Consider the following 20,153-nt stretch of genomic DNA (forward strand, 5'->3'; position numbering starts at 1 on the left):
TGGCCCTATTTTTCAACCTGCTATCGACCATAAAGCACCTCTTGAATTACTTTCAAAAACTCCCGTTCAATGATCGGTTTAGGGATAAACGCATCGAACCCCTGGGCTAAAATCCCTTCCCGGTCCTGGGTCATGGCACTGGCTGTTAATGCAATAACCGGGGTATTTTCCAACCCCGGCAGGTTCCGAATCGCTTTAAAGGCCTGGATGCCATCAATTCCCGGCAGCGCAATATCCATCAGAATCAGATCGGGTCTAAATTGTTTTGCCAATTCAATACTCTCTTGACCGTCAGCCGCTTCCAGAACCCGGAAATGATCATTAAGCAAAGCTTTTACTGTAATCATATTGTCGGGGTTATCTTCCACTGCCAGGACCAGAGGCTTGTGCTGATCGGTTCGGGCTTCCCAGCGTTTGACCGTTTTCTCCCGGGTCTCCGGATAAAGCATGGAAGCGATGGCCTTTTTCAGTTCATCTCGGTTGACATCACCTTTTTGAATCAATTGGTGAATATTGTTTTTGGTCAAATCTTTCAGTTCATCTCTGGTAATATGTTTGGCAGTGAGGATCAACACCGGCACATGGGCAGTAGGTTCGGCTTCCCGGAGGGTATGGAGCAGTTCAAACCCGTCAATTCCCGGCATCATTAAATCCAGAACCATGGCATCAGGAATGACTTCTTCCATGATTTTAAAGGCTTCTTTGGCATCCCGGGCCACTTTAATCGTATAACCGCTTTCTTCCAGCAGATCCCGGATCTGAATCACTGCCGGTTCGCTGTCTTCCACCATCAGCAGGGTTTTGGCCGCGCGATCAGACGCTGGTTTACCGGACAAATTCGGTACTGCTGCTTTTACTGCTTGTTTAAATTCGGCCCGTTCTGTTTCAAATGCTGGTTCCATGACCTTGTTTTCGGGGGAATAATTGATCGGCAGTGAAAGGATAAATTCCGAGCCCGCATTCGCCACACTTTTTACACTGATAGTTCCACCCAGCAGGTTGGCAAATTTTTTGGCAATCGCCAAGCCCAGTCCGGTTCCGCCAAATTTACGGGAGGTGCTGCCATCCCCCTGTCTGAATTCATCAAATATAAAGGGCAGATAGTTTGCCTCAATCCCGATTCCGGTATCTTTAACGCGAATTTCAATGTTCTCACCGGACTGCCCTACCGATAGCTCAACCTGACCTTTTTCAGTGAATTTAACAGCATTCCCGGCCAGATTCTCCAGAATGTGCCGGCACTTATCACTGTCACTGTTGATATAAACGGCGGTGTCTTTGACCCTGTTGATACAGCTCACATTTTTCTCATTGGCCTGGGGTGCCAGCATTTCCACCACCTCATTAATCAACTGGTTGACATTAAAAGTAGTGATCTCAACCTCTTCCCGGCCGGCCTCGATCCGGGATATATCCAGAATATCATTAATCAGCGCCAATAGATTCTTGCCATTGCGTTCGATGACTTCCAGATAGCTGTATTCTTCGTCGGGAATCTCATCCTTTAGTCGCCGGTTTAAAATTCCAGACAGTGCAATGACCGAATTAAGCGGCGTGCGCAATTCATGGCTCATGTTGGACAAAAAGTTGGTCTTTAGCTGATTGGCATCATTCAGTTCTTTTTTCTGCATTTCCAGTTCGATATTCTGATGGATCAGTTCCACTGACTGCTCTTCCATTTCGTTCTTTTGGGCATCCAGTTCCCGGTTCTGGTGCTCCAATTTTTCAGAAAACTCTTTAATGGTACGATAGGCCAGAATTCCTTCAATTCTGGTACTCATTGTACTGATGGTTTTTTCAATAAAATCAATGGCTTTTTGATTATATTTGCTGATCGATGCCAGGGACACCACCGCAACGACTTCGCCCCCGAAAATAATGGGAATGGTGATGATTTCCCGGGGGATAAACTTACCGCTGACCGTATAAAAAGCAAACCGCGAATCCTCCGGAATATCTTTAATATGGGTATATCGGCCACTGGCTACCGCTGCGCCAAATTCTCCTTCCAGGGTATCCCCGCCAAACGCGGCCCGGCCTTTTTCGGCTAGACCGATGGATTCAAAATGTTCAAACTGATTGTTATTGGCATGGCGCAGATAAACGGCGGCAACCTGAGAATCCGTGTACCGGGACAGGGAATTGAGGGTTTTTTTGAAGAATTTTCGGGCGTCTTCTTCACCCAGCATAATCTTGATAAAATTGGTTGTTTGTTCATTGAGCTCGATGTTTTTCTGAATATTATCAGCCAGCGCATTAAAGGATTTGGATAAAATTCCAAATTCATTTTCGAAATCATAGTTGCTCCTGGCATTATGATTACCATTTTGAAATGCATCCGTTACTCTGGTGAGCTCATTTAAAGGTTCCTGAATCATCCTCAGGGTAATAAAACTGATCAGCACCGATAAAACAATAATCCCGATCACAAGCATCGACAACTGCAATTTAATTTTTGAATATAAGTCAAGTGAACCCTGATACAGTTCATCGGCTTTATTACCGGCAAAGGTTTTTATTTCGGCCATTTTTTCATTTAATGTTTCGCGATAAATTCCGACCTTTTCTCCCGGCAACAAACTTTTTTTTGCCGCTTCCAGATCCCCGGCCAGAGTTTGTGCGACAATTTCAGCCCGGGCCGTTTCCCAGTTGATATAAGCTTTATAGGCCTCATCGACATCCTGTTCCGGGCCCAGATACAGCTCCCGTAAGATCTCAAATTGGATCTGGATATCAGCATTATATTGTTCCATCAATTCGATCGCTTTGTCCCGGTCTTCCGGCGTGTTGGCCAAAATCAGATCTCTTGCGCCCACCCGCATCGTCAGAATATCGGCCTCCAGACGGTCAATTGCATTGGTCACCTGAAAAGGGTGATTGTACATGGTTTCGGCCTGTTTAACAATGGTATTGGTTTGGATATAACCCAAAATCCCCAATAATGCAACTAAAAAAAGAATGATCGAAAAACCGATCACGAGCTGTGTTTTTACCTTTAAATTTTTGATGTTCATATTTTCTCCCTGGACCATTTATATGAAGTGCAACAATTCTGGAAACACAGCACAATGGTTGTTTGTTTTTAGTTTATTGTATGCATTTTTTGCATGCGTCAATTTAATGAGTTCAAAACACGTGATTCCCACTCCGCTACAGATTGATTTGAAAAACAGGAGCACTTGATGACAGTATCTTTAGCTCCTCGTCTTTTCCGATAATGATAGATTCAGCCTCACCGGTGACTAAATAGCCCCCCTCAGCCAGCGAACGTTTCAGCTTCCTGACAATTGCCCTGCGGACATCACCGCGGTAGTAAAAAAGCAGATTACAGCAAAAAATGATATCAAAATCACCAAAAATACTTTCCGGTGGATTACTGGAGTGGGGATCCAATAGATCATACTCTGAAAAATCAATTTTTGCTTTTAATCCGGGGGCAGCGGCATAGGCGTTCCCCTGTTTTGTAAAATATTTTTTCAGGTATTTTAACCGGATATTGGCAACGCTGTCCTCGTCATAAATACCGGTTCGGGCTGACTCAAGGGCATCCCGGGAAAGATCGGTGGCAAAAATTCGAAACCGCATCGGTTTTGATGATGCCTGGATCAACTCTTCCAGCAGGATCGCGATAGAATAGGCTTCCTGACCGGTGGAACAGCCTGCCGACCACACTCTGATTTCGCCGTTTTCCGGTTTCTGGCTAAGCCGATGCGGTAAAACCAACTGCTCCAGCACTGCGAACGTCAGGGAATTTCTGAAAAACTGACTATAGGTAATCTGAAAAGATGCCATTAGACCATCTGCTTCATGAAGGCTTTCCTGTAAATACAACGGGTAGTCCGACTTACTGACATTGATGCTTGTCATCCGCCGCTCCAGCGATTTTACCAGAAACGCGTCATCATAAATGGTCAGATCTTTTTTGTAAGTCTCTTTCATAATCCCGATTATCTCGAATGTAAAGTAATCTATCTGCGTTCCCATTAGTATCCCCTTGTCTATCCGGCTGGTTGTCGTAACCTGCCGGTACTTCCTAATGAATCATTTCCGAATGGACCACATCGACCAGTATTTTGGCCACCAGCGGATCGAAATGGGTTCCGGCGCAGCGCCTGATTTCGGCAACCGCATCCTCCTGAGCCAGACCTTTGCGATAGGTCCGATCACTGGTCATGGCATCGAAGGAATCTGCTACCGCCACAATTCGGCCCTGCAGCGAAATCTCTTCGCCCTTCAGACCTTTGGGGTAGCCTCCACCATCCCAGCGCTCATGGTGTTCCAGAATACAGTTGGCCATTTCTGAAAATTCATTGACCGAACTGAGAATCCGATAACCGATTTCGGGATGTCGTTGAATCTCCTTCCATTCATCATCACTGAGGGATCCCGGTTTATTCAGGATTTTTTCGTCAATCCCCATTTTGCCGATATCATGAATCAGTCCCGCGGTGCGGATCTGATTGATTTCATCCTGATCCAGCTTCATCCGCATACCGATTTTTTCGCAGATCAGACCCACCCGGTTTGAATGCATCATTTCCCGGTTGCTCTTTTCATAAAGGGTGTTCATAATCAGTTCAATGGTCTTGCTCCGCATGCTGGCGCTTTCGTAGAGCTTATGTCGATACATGTCATCCTCGGCATTTTTAAGCACTTTCTGAATATTCTCTTCTTTCCGGGTTTTGGTTCGGCTGCCAAAAGCAATGGAGAGTTTCAGTCCTCTAATTTTTTCCTGGGCTGCCAACATTTCCAGTCTTTTGATAATCAGTGCTGCTGTTTCCGCGTCGGTTCGGGCCAAAATTATCACAAATTCATCGCCGCCCAGTCGGGCAATCACATCATTTTCCCGACAGCCGCTTTTAATGACATTTGAAGCTTTCTGTAAAAGTTGATCGCCGACAGCATGACCAAAGGAGTCATTGATCATTTTTAAACCATTGACATCGGCCATGACCAGGGTTAAGGGGTAATTTTCTTCAGTATCCAGTTTAATCAGAACCTCTTCATAAAAGCGCCGGTTAAACAGGCCGGTCAGATAATCATGATAGCTCAGATAACGGATTTCCTCTTCGGTCTTTCTGATTCGGGTGATGTCCTGAATCGTCCCAAAATTAGCGATATGCTTTTTATTTTCGTCAAATTGAGGAATCATCCGCATATTGATTATTCGCTCTTCACCAGCCTGACGGAGGATCCGGTAAATAAAATCGGCCGTGGCTTTTTCGGCCATGACCCTTTCGATATTTTCCAGAACGCCAGGAATATCATCCGGATGAATAAATTTGAGAAGCCGTTCTTTGGTATTCACGGCTGCGATGGACGCAACCCCAAAGATATTCAGAACTTCTTCGGAGCAATTGACGTTATCATTTTCAAAATCAAACTCATAACTCCCCAAATGAGCCAGCTTCTGAGCTTCAACCAGGGCTTTTTCGCTTTTTTTCCGGGCTTCATTTTCCTTCTCCAGGGATTTCAGCAGTTTGAGGGTCCGGGCATGAGCTGCCTTTAATGCCTCGGTCTGTTTTCTGACCCGGATGTTAAGCCGCTTATTTTCATTGCGTTTTTGAATATTGGCCCATCTGATCTTTTCCATGGCCCTGATTTGAGAAATCAACTCCTGTTCATCGATGGGTTTGGAAAGAAAGCCCTCTCCGCCGCATTCCAGGGCGAGGATCCGATGTTCCCGATCGCCCCGGGAGGCCGTCACAAAAATCACCGGGATATCGGCCAGATCGACTCTGGCTTTTAATTTTCGGCACACATCAAAACCATCCATCCCCGGCATAATAATATCCATAAAAATAATATCCGGTTCTTCGGATACGGCCATTTCAAATCCGCTGTTACCATCAAAAGCCATCAAAACAAGAGCCTCCGGAAAGGCATCATGGATCATGGCTTTTAAGACAATCACATTATCCCGGTTGTCATCAATCACTAAAATCTTTAATTGTCTCGTTTCCACAGGTCACCTCGTTCTCATTTTTCCTTCATATCTTTCATTACTGACATTCAACCCGGTTTTGGCCCTTTTCTTTGGCCCGATTTCGGGCCGCAAGCGCCCGGGAAATTAGAGTTGCCGGTAGCAAATCTTTGCGATAGGCGGATACCCCAAAGCTGGCGGTCAATTTCCCAACTATCTTAAAATTTGTATTTTCAACGATCGTCTTGATTTTTTCTGCCAGTGTAACGGCACCCTTTTCATCGGTATCCGGAAGAATAATTAAAAATTCTTCACCGCTCCATCTTCCGACAATATCAGTCACCCGAACATTGTTTTGAAGCATCGCAGCGACTGCCACGAGCAGGTCGTCACCCACCGGATTTCCGTAGGACTCATTGATACTTCGGAGTGAATCGACATCCACCAGAATAATTGCAAAGGTAGCCTTTGTCCGTTCGGACCGTTCCAGTTCGCATTGTAGAAAATCATCCAGTTTTGGCCGATTAAATACCTGGGTCAGCTTATCCATGATCGACAACTTGGCAATTTCCTCTTCTAATCGCTTGATTTGCGTAATGTCCCGGATCACGCTTAAGATATGGGGTTCGCCGTCAATATTAATGGCCTGGGCTGAAACCAGACCAACAAACATTTCATTATTCTCGTCATTCACCATGATTTCCATATTCTCACTGACACCGGTTCGTTTCAATTCGGCGATTAACTGGTCTCGTTTATCCAGTTCGAAATATAAATCGTGGATATTAAAAGATTCATCAATGATGGTCTTTCCCCTGGTCCGAATCATTTTTAAAAAGGCCCGGTTATAGGCAAATAATTTCCCGTCTTCCATGGTGGTAATAATGGTCGGATCCGGAAATAAGTCAAAAATCATTTCAAAATGCTTTTTGCAGGCACTTCGAATGCCCCGCACCATCCCATCGAGCTCAACAAAATCGGGATCTTTCCCATATTTTTCTAAAACATCATTCTCTGGCTTCTCGTCCGCAACAATATTTTTCAGATATTTAATCAATTCTCTGATTTCGACATTTACCATGATCTTTCCTAACCACTTTCTGATTGTTTATTGAAAAACAACTTCAATAATCCCATCCACTTCATTTTAATCAAATAATAACATAATAGTATGAGTCCAACAGGTAGGTCTGTTCGTATTTAACGGTCATTTTCCACAAATTTTTCTTCACCTTTTTGATGGAAGCCTCTCCTTTTTCATATTGATTCAGGAGTTTTAAAAAATACTTCTTTTCGCTGGGTAATGCAAGCGTTCGGAAATATCCCCAAATATGCTGCGCCACATTAATCGAGTTCCCGATCGTCGGTTCTTTTTGAAAAGACGTTTCGATTAGATTATAAAACTCCATACTCGGGTAGCTGTCTTTATTGTTAAGCAGTTTGCGAATCTCCAGATAATCCAAAGGTGATCTTTCCAACACGGCATATTTATACTTGCTCCACTCATGTTCCAATCGATTGATTTCTTTTTTCGTGGTTGTACAATTAATGCATTTAATCGCTGACAGGTTCTTGTCTTTGACTTCCAGCATAATATCCAGATCCCTGTCGTGCAATTCCTGATAGAAGGCCATAAATTCGCTAATCCCGATGATTTTGGAATGAGATCCCGCTTTTTTTTCCGGGTTTTGTTGGGAGTAATGAATCTTCTGCTTGCCATCCTGGCTTTTCCAGGTGGTTTTACAGATATCAATCCAATAACAATCCGGCTGATCTTCATCACCGGAATTCACCTGGTGATGAAGATTATCAAAGACCACTGGTATATCCAGAGCTTTCCCAATGATCAGCACATCTTTAATGGTATAGGATTTATCATCATTTTCAATGACGAGTCGTTTCTTGACGGTTTCATCCAACCGTTCGTAATTTTTCAGAAACCGTTTAACTGCCTGTTTCTTATCGTTATAAACCCCACCCACGTGGAGGATAATCTTATTTTCCGGACCCAGCCCCAGGCTGTCCATGATACGGGCGTGATAATTCAGGTCAGCGATGGCGTTTGTCACGATATTTTCATCTGCAGAGTTTAACACCGTGTACTGTCCCGGATGCATGGAAACCCGCATCCCGCTTTTGGCAATTTTCTTTCCAATCTTTTTTAACTGCTTTTCAAACACTTCCCACCAGATAATCCGGTTAACCGGATTTGATCCAAAAGGAATCAGTGCTGAACTGATTCTAAACAATTCAACCTTATTGTCAATATTGTAATCAATCATATTTTCAAGCGCGTTCAAATTATGCTTGATCAATTCAGTCAATTTTTCATCGGACGCATTTTTAAGTAAGCACGTTTTCAGTTCAGTATTCAGCACCCCTACCGTTAAACATGCATATCCTATCCTCATAACAACCTTCTTTCCTATCCATTCACACAATTTAATCACTTTTTTCGCTTACGACCTGATCATCAGTGCCTTAAAAAATAACCATTATCACAAATCTCCATCCAACATCCCCTTATGTTACACGCATAAAATCAGCTCGATACGAAATACCCAATGGTTTTGTTCATTATATCAGAAATGAATCTGAAGATACAGCGAATTGGTCGTAAAATCAATGACATCCCGGTTAATTTTCCAAACAAAAAAGAGCCTGATTTCAGACTCCTTCAGCTGGTCGGACAATTCCCGACAGGATTAGTTATTAATCTTTTTTCGAACGTTTTTCATTAAATGCTCGGTTCTTATTGCGGGGGGGGCATTCAAACCTCTTCACCCAGAACCTTTTCCACAAAGATGCGTGTTACTTCGGGATCAAACTGGGTTCCGGCATTCTTTCTCAGCTCGCGAATGGCTTCCGTCCGACTCAGTCCTTTACGGTAGGTGCGATCACAGGTCATCGCGTCATAGGCATCCGCCACGCCGATAATTCTTGCCTGAATGGATATCTCTTCCTGTTTCAGTTTTTTGGGATAACCTTTCCCATCCCATCTTTCATGGTGTTCATAAACATATTTGGACATCTCAGAAAATTCATTGGATGAACTCAAAATCCGATAACCAATTTCAGGATGGCGCTGGATTTCCTGCCATTCCTCAAAATTAAGGAGCCCTTCTTTGTTGAGAATTTTTTCATCAATACCCATTTTCCCAATATCATGCATCAAACCGGCCGCCCCAATTTGATTGACGGCATCCTTGCTCAGCTCCATTTCAACAGCAATGGTCTTGCAAATCTCACTCACCCGTCGGGAATGAAGCATTTCCCGGCTGCTCTTTTCATAAAGGGTATTCATAATCAGTTCAATGGTTTTATTCTTGATGCTGGCACTTTCATAGAGTTTATGCCGATACATATCGTCTTCTGCCCGCTTATAGATTTCCTGAATATCCTGATCTTCCATTTCCTTGATTTCATAGCCATAGGAGATTGAAATTTCAAAAGCGCCAATTTTTTCATTTGCTGTTTTGGCTTTCAGGTTATTAATTACCTCAACGGCTTGAAAAATATCGGTCTGCGGCAGAATCACGATAAATTCATCCCCGCCCAACCGGGCAACAATGCTGCTTTCAGGAACGGCTTCAGTAATCAGCCGAGCCGATTTTTTTAATAGTTTATCGCCCATCGCATGGCCAAAGGAATCGTTAATGAGTTTCAGGCCATTGACATCCGCCATAATCAGGGTAATAGGTAAATTAACGGGGATGTCCAGTCGTCCCAATTCTTCTTCATAAAACCGTCGATTGTGAAGGCCGGTAAGATAATCATGGTAACTTAGATAAAGAATTTCCTGTTCTGCTTTTTTTCGTTCCGATACTTCCGAAATAATGGTCGCAAATTGTTTGAATCTGGGTGAATAGGCAACTATTTCAAAGTATCTATCCACATGCTCATCATAAAACTCAAAATGGATCGGCTGCCCTGTCATTGCCACCTGTCCATATTTTTCGATCCAGCTTTTATCCATTTCCGGAGCGACTTCCAGGGCTGTTTTGCCGATGATATCTGCCCGTTTCAAACCAACTAACTTCTCATAACTGTCATTGGCATCCAGATACCGAAAATCCACCGGATTTCCAGATTGATCAAAGAGTACCTCATGCACCGCCAACCCCTGCGCCATTTGCGTAATCAGCAACCGGTGTCGTTCTTCACTTTCTTTTAAGGCTATTTCAGCCTGGTGGCGATCGGTAAAGTCCACCAACATATAACTGACCAGCTTTCGCTTGAGATCAAAATCATTTTTATTCACATAAAACCAGTGCGCCGCTTCATCAGCCCTGATCTTTACCGGACTGCGCTTGTGATCGCCCCGATCAAGAATCTTTAATATTTCTGAAACACTTTGTTTTTGCTCGTCAAAAAACAGTTTTGCTGCCGGATTCATGCAAATAATTTCATGATCGGCATTAATTAAAAATGCCACCTCACCAATATTCCAGAAAGTTTGTTTCCAGCGATTGATTTCCAGCTCAAACAGATCATTTTTAACTTCATTCATCCCAATCATGGCTAAAATAAACAGAATCACGATTGGGGTGGGGTCAATAAATTTGTCATAACCGCTGAGAATCACGAACACCGCAATCCAGGATGCTTGTTGTGATAAGAGCACAAAGCGATAGCTCTTTTTCAGACTCGGGGACTTTGATTTTTTAAGCCCTTTTACCAATTCAATCGTTGAAAATAAAATAAAAATTGCATAGTAAGCTAGAATCAGGTAATACCCGATGTTTTTTGAGGTACTGGCTACCGAAAAGCCGTTAACCTTTGTCAATTTCACCCAATGGAAAGCTAAATAATGAATCGGATTGGTGATATAAAGGATCCATAAGAAACCGGAGGCGGCAACTAATAAATATTTTATCTGCTCTGATATTTTTCTTTTTACAAATTGAGCAACAAATAATATCCCAAATGTGGGAATAAAGATGACGCCCAGATTCTCAAAGTTCCGGGCAAAGATCATCATTTCGATATTTTGGGAATTGAGCGAAAGAAAATAACCAAATGCATAAATGGCCGCGGAAAACATCAGTACGGAAAAATAGTTAAACCGTCCATCCACTTTTTGTTTTACAAGCTTGATTCCCACAAAAATGTAAATAATAGCCAGGATTGGCAATGCATACACGATAAAATTCAACAAAACATTTTGAAGGTTCATACACTTCCTCATTCCGGAGAGCAGCCGCTAAATTATGCCCCCTCACAGATCAACCCATACTATATACAACTAAACTATTCTTGGCTGAAATAACATCATACCAGACAAAGGTTAAGCGAACCTTTGTCTGGTATGAATTTTTAACGGTACCGGGTATTTCCGTCCCCGGCTTATTGATCATCCAGATATTTGATGTGAACATGGGTGGCGTCACAAAAGGGCTTGTTAACCGATTCGCCACAGCGACATAAAACCATCCGATTGCGACTTTCGTACAAACTGCCATCTGCCGATTGCAGCGGAATACCGCCCTTGACAAAGATACCGCAGCTCACCCCCCGCTCAGGATCCTGAAGAATAACAATCTCCGGGGTATAATCGGGTTCGATGGCGGTTCCGTTTTTTTCGACCGCCACTAAACGACCGGCCGGACATTCGTTAGCCGCTTTAATGGCTTCTTCTTTGAGTTTGGGATCATCTGACTGTCTAATCAACTCCCAGGCAGTACCATCGTTGCGGTGACAGAATCTGGCAAAGGCACAGCGATGATCATCCATCATATCCAGATCCGCTCCGATAAGAAACTCGGCGCGATCTTCAAAATCAGCTTTCGACGCCGTCTCTTCGCCATGAAAATCACATTTTGTATGCTCACCATCACAAAACGGCGGATTTTTTGACTTTCCGCACCGACATAGGGTATAGGTTTTGGCCTGGGGAAGGTTTCGCCCGACCCGATAAACATAGCCCTTGCCCTGGGAAGCGATAATTTTCTCTGACAGCTTGATATTCCCGGTAACCACATAGGGCCCATCTTTTAGAATTTTAATTTTTCCGATTATTTCTTTCTCCATTATCAATCTCCGTGCTTATCCGATCGTATTGAATCTATTTTTGCAGTTTAGGTTATTGACCTTACCGTTATTCTCAATAAAAGACGCACAGCCAAATACAGGGCGGCTCGGCCGAGGTATGGGTGACGCGATGCTTCTGGTGGGGCGGGATTAGCAGCGTATCGCCTTTTTCCAGCGTAATTGTCCGGCCTTCTTCAAAAGCCAGTTGCGCTCTTCCCTCCAACAAAATCACATATTCACTTTCTTCCTGATCATACCAGTCAGATTGCTGACCGGTACTGATGATCCGTTCGATCCGGACCCTTTCATTCTGGGCCAGAACCGATATCACTTCGTCATCTATCGGTAACTTGGGCATTTCATAAATATTCATTTTTACCTCATTGATAAATCATATCATAGAATTGGACTGGAAAAAAGTTCTGCTTATAAATTTGAAACGTTTCAACCAAAGAAAATTTCATTTATTTGCTGATCAGATCTTCCATTTGACCAGAATCACTGATGTCCATCAGTTCTTCCGGAAAGGGGTCCCAGATACTCTGTTCCAACAGGTAGGGGTCGTTATATTTAATGACATATGATTTTAGGATATTAATGGGAACACTCAGCGGAATTTTTCCGTTTCGATATTTTTCAAAACTGTCCAGAATAAAAGTCTTTTCGCCACTGGAAAGATGTTCCGAAAAATAACCAAAAATATGCATCATCACATTAATATAGTTACTATACCGGGGAATTCTAGAAAAAGCAATGCCCAGATGCTCTTTATAGTTGTAGATGACCATCTCAACGATCAGCTTTTCATGATTGGCCACAATGCGCCCCAGTATTTTTTGTTCCTTCTGGCTATAAGCCATCAGCAAATATTTATGAATGGCCTGAAATTTAACCAGTGCTGCCATGGTTCCAGCTTTTTCCACCTGGCGAAAGCGACACAGCGTATAAAGTTTGGCCAGAAAATGCTCCCGTATTCTAAAATTGGTTAGCCGACCCTCTTCTTCAATCGCCAGGTAGGGATACCGTTTAAAAACCTGCGTGGCAAAGATGCCCTGCCCTTTGATCGAACCGGTGGTTTTAGACTTGCCCAGATAAACCTTAACGTCCTTGGTTCCACAAGACGGTGAGCGTCCTTTTAAGATAAAACCATCCACCTCTTTCAGACTGTCAAAAAAATCGTGACTGAAAGCGATCATTTCCTTGGTATATTCGGTGTCCGATGCCGGTTGATACAAAACAATCTGCTCGTTTTCCATCACCAGGCGAATCGGGTTGCGAGGTACCCCCAAGCCAATTTCCACCTCAGCACAAACCGGAACATAATCCACATAATCTTTCAGTTTTTCGACAAACTTATCGGGCAGGGTCTGACCATTATAGCGGCAGGCATCAAAGCCCATACATTTACTGACCACAACCTGGGGTCTTAATTCTTGATTCATTTTCGCTCTCCTCGCTTACTTGATTTGTAACCTTCTTACCCATTTTCGGAAAGCTTCAATCAGCCGGGCCCCGGCAACCGCTCCCAAACAAAAAAAGACACGCCATGCGCATCTGTTTTTTTGTTTGCAAAATTAATTCAACAGGTAGTTACTGCCCAGTTTTTTCTTGCATTTCTTTTTTATTTTTGCCGCGGTTTCCGCCAATTCAAAGATGGTTTTACTGTGGTCGCTGGCCACCCCGGCAATTGAAACCGAGAGAAAAGGAAAGTTCTCCTCCACATCTTTCCGGTCCTTGGAGGTGATATAGCCTTTGTCTATATCTTCTTTATGATAATATTTTACTACGGCGTCATTAAAAGTATTAATGATACTACTGCACAATTGTTCGGTTTTCTTCTTGGGAACAATGGCAATAAAATCGTCGCCGCCAATATGACCAATGAAATGTTCGGGCGGGATCCGGGTTTTTAAGATTTCAGCAAACTCCTTTAACACCCGATCCCCATTTTCAAACCCGTAAAGATCATTGTAAGCTTTAAAATTGTCCAGATCGAAATAAAGAATGGTTCGTTTATCTTTGGATTTGAGTGCCTTTTCCAGCTGTTGTTCAATCATCAGATTGCCAGGCAGTTCGGACAGCGGATTCAGATGCTTGGCATAGACAAATTCAATTTCGATCAATTTTTCCATCAGGTTTTTGACCGTCACCGTTCCCTGAAACTGATCCTGGCGGGTAACGACAATAAAGTCATAAATTTTATCGAAATCCCGTTGCATAGCATTCTTGCCGACGACATCAATGGTAGCCAGGTAATCCACCAGCATAAAATCCGTCGCCATAATATTGCGAACCGGTTTATTGGCATAAAGAATATACCCATATTGTCCGCTAATCCTTTTATAAAGGGCATTTCGGGTAATCACCCCAATCGGAATCCGGTCTTCCACCACACAAAACCCGGACAGCCTTTCATTTTCTTTAAACATTTCATGAACCTCAGAAACGAGGATATCCGGCGTGATGGTTTTCTCCATTTTGCAGATGGACTCAATGCGGTCATCCAGCACCCGGTTATCCAGCAGTTTTCTTTTATTGGCATTCTCTTCCATGACGATTTCAACCACATCCTTTGAGATTGAATTTAGAATTCCATTGGGTTTTTGAATGAAATATCCCTGTCCATACTGAACGCCGATGTCGATCAGTGTCAGCAATTCTTCTTTTGTCTCGATCCCTTCGGCAATCAGCGAAGTTTCGGTATATTCGGAAAACTCGTTTAAGCATCTTACCAGCGATTGTTTGGTCATATCTTTGTCGATATCCCGGATCAGTTTCATGTCCAGCTTAATATAATTGGGATGAATATCCGAAATTAAATTAAGTCCTGAATAACCCGCGCCGGCATCATCAATGGCGATCCGATAATCCTGTTCCTTGTAATTGTCAATGGTTTTGATAAAATCAGCAAGATGATTAATGGCCTCGCTCTCAGTAATTTCAAAGATAATCCGTTTGGGATCAATGGCAAATTTTTCCAGATACTCCCGGGTAAATCCTTTTCTGAATTTGACGTCCTGCATGATATTCGGATTAACATTTAAAAAAAGTTTGAATTCACTTTCTATTTTAAAAGCCGCTTCAAAGGCCTTTGAACGGCAAAGAAATTCCAACTCCCAGAGTTTATTAAATTTTTGCGCACATTTAAACAGCATATCCGGTGCATGGAGCAGCGAATCAACCGGTCCCCGGCTGAGCGCCTCATAACCATGGACGGTTCCATCCAGCAATGAAACGATGGGCTGAAAAACGGTCTTTATTTTTTTCTGATAAAGTATTTCTAAGAGCTCCCCTCTCAACCGCTCTTCTTCATTATTATGATTGATATTCAAGCACATTCCTCCCTGTTGGTAATGTCACAAATTATAACTAAGGGAGACAATGATTAATATTATCAACGTGTAAAATTTGCGTTAATTTTCATCGGACGCGGGTACTTAGTATAGACAATCCCTTTATTTGAGTACAATATTTCAAGCCACCGCAATGTTTACAGATCCAAATTCAACTGTTATACTAAGACAACAGATTTTTTATGAAAATGAGAGGTTATTGTTATGACTGAAACCCTATTGGAACTAAGAAAATTTGTAATCCCGGAAATAATTATCGGCGTCGACGCCAGACTCTTAATTGGTCGGTATATATCTCATTTTAATGCCAAAAAACCGATGATTGTAACCGATAAAGATATTCAGGGCTTTGAATGGTTCCATGAAACCATCAATCTGATCCGTCCCCATGTTGAAAAGCTCTTCTTTTTTAATGACATCACCCCTAATCCCAAAGATATCGAAGCGATGCTCGGCGCTGATCTTTTTTTATCGCTGGGTTGTGACTTGATCATCGCCATTGGCGGGGGCAGTGCCATCGACTGTGCTAAATGTATCAGCATCGTGGCTTCAAATGGCGGCAATATTCTGGACTACGAAGGGGTTGACGAAGTTAAGATGCCGGGACCACCGCTGATCTGTATTCCCACCACCGCCGGATCGTCTGCCGATGTTTCCCAATTTGCCATTATCAAAGATACCACGACCAATATTAAACGGGCGATTATCAGTAAAAAGGTGGTGCCGGACCTGGCTCTCATCGACCCGGTTCCACTCATGTCGATGCCCCCCTATTTAACCGCCTGTACCGCGATGGACGCGCTCACCCATGCCATTGAAGCTTATGTATCCAATACCCATTCAGCCCTGACCGACGTTCATGCCCTGGAATCCATCCGTCTGATTAATCAGGCGATTGAAAAATCAGTAACGCCTCAGCGCAATATCGAAACCATGTTTCAACTGATGCTTGGTTCCCTCCAGGCCGGTTTGGCTTTTTCCAATGCCAGCCTCGGTGCGGTCCACGCCATGTCACACTCCATGGGGGGCCTTCTGGATTTACCCCATGGCGAATGCAACAGCATCCTGCTGGAGCACATTATCCGGATAAATTTTGACACAGTTCCCGACCGCTATCGCGACATTGCCCGACAATTAGGCCTGTTGGTGGATAACGTCAGTGATCATCTGCTGCTTGATATGGTTATCGACCGGATCGTTTCGATGCGCGAAAATTTAAATATTCCGTCCCGTATTAAGGTGGCTGCGCTTGATAAGAGCACACTGGACTATTTGGTGAACAACGCCCTGAATGATCCCTGTATGGTAACCAATCCCAGGGTTTTGACAAAAGAAGAGGTGAGAATAATTTATGGACGAGTATTACAACCCTAAAAACAAAAAAGAGATTACCCGGGAATCCATTATCGGACTGGGCGAAAACTCCTTTAAAAAAAATTACTACTCCGAACTTCAAACCAAATTGCAGGATCTGGAACGGGTCAACAGCCGAACCAGGGCTTTAATCGCCACGATTCCAGATATTTTACTGATCAGTGATGGGAAGGGTCAGATCACGCCCTTGAATCCTTCTTTGAACACTGGCTCTGATGCCCTTCTGGAGATCATGCGAAATCAAATTCTGATGTCGGATTTAAAACAGGTCATTGAACTGGTGATGTGCACCCGGGTTTTGTCCGACTATTATTTTTCGATGCCGTTTCAGGAATCCCTTCATTATTTTGAAGTTCGGGTTCAAATTTCAACCTTTGACGAAGTCCTGATCATGATCCGGGACATGACCGAACAGGTCGTTATGGAAAAGCAACTCCGGGAACTGGTTGATAAAGATACCTTGACGCGTATTTATAACCGTCGTTATTTCGAGGCCGAGTTGGACCAATTAGACAACCGGAACATTGAAAACCTAACCATTCTGCTGCTGGACATTGATGGCCTTAAATTTGTCAATGATACGCTGGGACATCTAATGGGCGATCAGGTGATTGTGTCTGCCAGCCAGGTCATCAGCCGCTGTTTTCAAGCGATGGGAATTGTTTCTCGAATTGGTGGTGATGAATTTGGGGTCATTATCAAAAATCACTCTCCCGAGAACATTGAAATAGTCTTAAAAAAGATGAACAAACATTTAGAATGTTTGAATGAGATACCCGATGCCACCTTTAAAATCTCGCTTTCCTATGGCTATTCCTTCCACACTGCCGGTTTAGTCAGCACGGGCTTTCTATTTCAGGAGGCTGACAATAATATGTATCAGAATAAACTGCTTAAAGAATCCAGCGTCCGGAACACGCTGGTTAAAACCCTGATGAAAGCCCTGGAAGCTAAAGATTATATCACGGAAGGCCATACCAATCGGATGGACACCCTGGCTACCCTCATCGGCCAGGCGCTACACTTGCCCCAGAATATGATGGATCGGATTCAGTTACTAACCAAATTCCATGATATCGGCAAGGTTGGCATTCCCGACAGTATTCTCAAAAAACCTGGTTCTTTAACCCCAGATGAGTGGAATGTGATGAAAACCCATTGTGCCATTGGTGAGCGGATTGCCAATGAGTCCTCAGAACTTAAAGAAATTTCCCATCTGATTTTAAAACATCAGGAAAAATGGGACGGAACCGGCTATCCGTTAGGGCTCGCCGGCGAAGATATCCCGATTGAGTGTCGCGTTTTAGCCATTGTAGATTCCTATGACGCCATGACCAATGACCGTCCCTACCGGTGCGCACTCTCTCCTGAAACTGCCATCAACGAGATTATTTCCTGTGCCGGATCCCAATTTGACCCCGGGATGGTGAAAATTTTCTGCAAAGTCATTGAACAACACTTAAGGCCTCAGTAATATAAAATTACTGAGGCCTTCACTTTATGCTTTTCACACTTATCGGGTTGTCTTGGTTGTATAGGTATTTTCTTCGATAATCACTTTTTCCAGAGCCGCTACCACCTCAGGATCGTAATGAGTATCCACGTTTCGTTTCATTTCCTCCAGGGCCTCATCGCTACTGATAGCCTTACGATAATTCGAATCCGCGGTCATATCATCAAAGCGTTCGCCGACAGCAATAATCCGGGAGAGCTTGGGCGTTTCTTTACCCTTGAGCCCCTGGGGATATCCGGTTCCGTCCCAACGTTCGTGATGTCCCAACACAATATTGGCCAGATCCATGGTATGATCAAAGGCATTCAAAATCCGATAGCCAACCACCGGGTGCATTTTCATTTCTTTGTAAGTATCATCAATCAAGTATTCATTTTTGCTGGCCACCTCAATATCCAGAGCCACTTTTCCGATATCATGGAGGTAAGCTGCTCTTGCGACCTTCTTGATTTCAGCTTCCGGCAAATTCATTTTCCGGGCAATTTTTTTGCAAATCTCACTGGTCCTTCTGGCATGTTCGGCTTCTTGCGGTAAATCGCCATATAACTTATCCAGAATAATATTAAACGTATCTTCCTTCTTTTTTCCCTGGTTCAGGGTTTTTTTCATATACATAGTATCTTCAGCACTGGCAATGATCACTTCGATTTTTTCTTCCAGTTCATACTTTGTTGCCACGCCCAGTGACACATTTCCCTGGATTGATTTAATTTTTTCTTTGCTAAAATTATCTTTGATTCGATCCGATAGTTTTTGAGCATCTTTCTTTTCGGTTTGTGGCAGTAGAATGGCGAATTCATCCCCGCCCCAACGGGCTATAATATCATCTGCCCGGCACACCTTCTTAAATATTTCCGATACTTTTTTAATCAACTCATCCCCGGCTTCATGACCAAAAATATCGTTTGTCAGTTTCAGTCCATCCACATCGCCAATGATGACTGACAGAGGAAGATTTCTTTCGGTATCCAATCGCACCAGCTCTTCTTCAAAAAAGCGCCGGTTGTATAGACCCGTCAAGGAATCATGGAAACTATTGTACTCAATAACTGCCCTTTTTTCTTTTATTTCGGTAACGTCTCTAAAGATGACAATCACACCGTCCATATGACCTTCGTCGTCACTAATGGGCGCAATACTGTCTTCCAGGTGGTATTTTCGGCCATCCCGGGAAACCAGTACCGCATGGCTGTCAAATTCCTTCATGTTGGTATCTTGAAAGGCTTCCTCAATGGGATCCGGAACGACCCCATTTTCATTATCATGTTCCAATACAAAAACCTGAGAATAGTGTTTTCCCAGGGCTTCTCTGGCTGTCCAGCCGGTCATTTCCTCGGCCGTATTGTTCAACATTTCAATCTTACCCATCGGATCGACAATCATTACGCCGTCACTGATTGACATCAGTGTTTTCAGGTATTTCTCGCGGTTCTTCTCAGACGCAGAGCGGATATAGGCCCCGACGCCAAACTTTCCATTAAGCAGGTCAACCGGAAATTTGGTGGTTTTGAAAATCTTACCTCGCCACAGCATTTCATCCGTTACAAAGGTTTTTGTTTCTAATACTTTTTTATCAGTTTTTCTTTCTTTTAAAGCTATCTTTTCATCCAGAATTTCGAAATCATCCAGCCCGATGATGTCTTCTGAACCGATTCCATAAAAATCTTCCATCGCCAAATTTACAAAGATATAATTAAGCTGATCATCTTTCAAAGAAACCGGAATCTCTTCGGACTCAATGAAGGTCTGAACCAGCTCATTAAAGCGACGAATTTCCCGTTCTTTTTTTCTTTTTCTGCCTCTTTTGAGAATAAAGTACAGCCCCAGACCAAACAAAAAAAGAATAATCAGGATGATTGCAATATTCATTATTGTTATTTTCATATTTTTCCTTCTTCAATCATCGGCCAACGTTCAACCTGCCTGATCTCTTCCTGTATTTTCTTAACAACTTTTCAAT

14 protein-coding genes are annotated in these 20,153 nt (G+C 43.2%); 2 read left to right on the forward strand and 12 right to left on the reverse strand.

All coding sequences use genetic code 11. From position 1 onward, the window contains the following. Positions 1-20: 20 nt before the first annotated feature. The 11 genes from ABGU93_RS10535 to ABGU93_RS10585 all read right to left on the reverse strand — a co-directional run bounded on the left by ABGU93_RS10535 (position 21) and on the right by ABGU93_RS10585 (position 15,285). The gene (locus tag ABGU93_RS10535; protein WP_347413417.1) at positions 21-3,014 is read right to left on the reverse strand and encodes a response regulator; all 2,994 of its coding nucleotides are present in this window, start codon (positions 3,012-3,014) and stop codon (positions 21-23) included. A gap of 136 nt (positions 3,015-3,150) precedes the next feature. Then, positions 3,151-3,984, reverse strand: coding sequence for a CheR family methyltransferase (locus ABGU93_RS10540; RefSeq protein ID WP_347413418.1), 834 nt, complete (start codon positions 3,982-3,984; stop codon positions 3,151-3,153). A gap of 49 nt (positions 3,985-4,033) precedes the next feature. Further along, positions 4,034-5,965, reverse strand: a complete 1,932-nt coding sequence (locus tag ABGU93_RS10545; RefSeq protein ID WP_347413419.1) for an HD domain-containing phosphohydrolase — start codon at positions 5,963-5,965, stop codon at positions 4,034-4,036. Positions 5,966-6,002: 37 nt separating this feature from the next. Continuing rightward, positions 6,003-7,004 (reverse strand): diguanylate cyclase, encoded by a 1,002-nt coding sequence (locus tag ABGU93_RS10550; RefSeq protein WP_347413420.1) that lies wholly within the window; start codon positions 7,002-7,004, stop codon positions 6,003-6,005. Between the two features lie 70 nt (positions 7,005-7,074). Continuing rightward, complete coding sequence (gene uvsE, locus ABGU93_RS10555) at positions 7,075-8,334, reverse strand: UV DNA damage repair endonuclease UvsE (RefSeq protein ID WP_347413421.1); 1,260 nt, start codon at positions 8,332-8,334, stop codon at positions 7,075-7,077. Between the two features lie 359 nt (positions 8,335-8,693). Continuing rightward, positions 8,694-11,099 (reverse strand): HD domain-containing phosphohydrolase, encoded by a 2,406-nt coding sequence (locus ABGU93_RS10560; RefSeq protein WP_347413422.1) that lies wholly within the window; start codon positions 11,097-11,099, stop codon positions 8,694-8,696. 49 nt (positions 11,100-11,148) lie between these two features. After that, positions 11,149-11,301 carry a hypothetical protein gene (locus ABGU93_RS10565; RefSeq protein ID WP_347413423.1) on the reverse strand — a complete coding sequence of 51 codons (153 nt, stop codon included), beginning with the start codon at positions 11,299-11,301 and terminating at the stop codon, positions 11,149-11,151. Then, complete coding sequence (locus ABGU93_RS10570; RefSeq protein ID WP_347413424.1) at positions 11,270-11,953, reverse strand: CDGSH iron-sulfur domain-containing protein; 684 nt, start codon at positions 11,951-11,953, stop codon at positions 11,270-11,272. The genes ABGU93_RS10565 and ABGU93_RS10570 overlap by 32 nt, the downstream gene beginning before the upstream one ends. Before the next feature lie 73 nt (positions 11,954-12,026). Then, entirely contained in the window at positions 12,027-12,326 is a 300-nt protein-coding gene (locus ABGU93_RS10575; protein ID WP_347413425.1) for a cupin domain-containing protein, read from the reverse strand. A gap of 91 nt (positions 12,327-12,417) precedes the next feature. Next, positions 12,418-13,395 (reverse strand): DUF523 and DUF1722 domain-containing protein, encoded by a 978-nt coding sequence (locus ABGU93_RS10580; protein ID WP_347413426.1) that lies wholly within the window; start codon positions 13,393-13,395, stop codon positions 12,418-12,420. A 132-nt stretch (positions 13,396-13,527) separates the two neighbouring features. Further along, positions 13,528-15,285, reverse strand: a complete 1,758-nt coding sequence (locus ABGU93_RS10585) for a GGDEF domain-containing protein (RefSeq protein WP_347413427.1) — start codon at positions 15,283-15,285, stop codon at positions 13,528-13,530. Positions 15,286-15,510: 225 nt separating this feature from the next. Between ABGU93_RS10585 and ABGU93_RS10590 the strand changes: the two genes are divergently transcribed. Together ABGU93_RS10590 and ABGU93_RS10595 are read left to right on the forward strand one after the other, a co-directional pair. Continuing rightward, complete coding sequence (locus ABGU93_RS10590; RefSeq protein ID WP_347413428.1) at positions 15,511-16,680, forward strand: iron-containing alcohol dehydrogenase; 1,170 nt, start codon at positions 15,511-15,513, stop codon at positions 16,678-16,680. Continuing rightward, positions 16,658-18,154 (forward strand): HD domain-containing phosphohydrolase, encoded by a 1,497-nt coding sequence (locus ABGU93_RS10595; protein WP_347413429.1) that lies wholly within the window; start codon positions 16,658-16,660, stop codon positions 18,152-18,154. The genes ABGU93_RS10590 and ABGU93_RS10595 overlap by 23 nt, the downstream gene beginning before the upstream one ends. Positions 18,155-18,193: 39 nt before the next feature. Here the strand turns inward: ABGU93_RS10595 and ABGU93_RS10600 are convergent, their stop codons facing one another. Further along, on the reverse strand, positions 18,194-20,077 hold the full coding sequence (locus tag ABGU93_RS10600; protein WP_347413430.1) for an HD domain-containing phosphohydrolase: 1,884 nt from the start codon (positions 20,075-20,077) through the stop codon (positions 18,194-18,196). Positions 20,078-20,153: the final 76 nt, after the last annotated feature.

The organism is Acetobacterium sp., assembly GCF_039830195.1.
Classification (GTDB): domain Bacteria; phylum Bacillota; class Clostridia; order Eubacteriales; family Eubacteriaceae; genus Acetobacterium.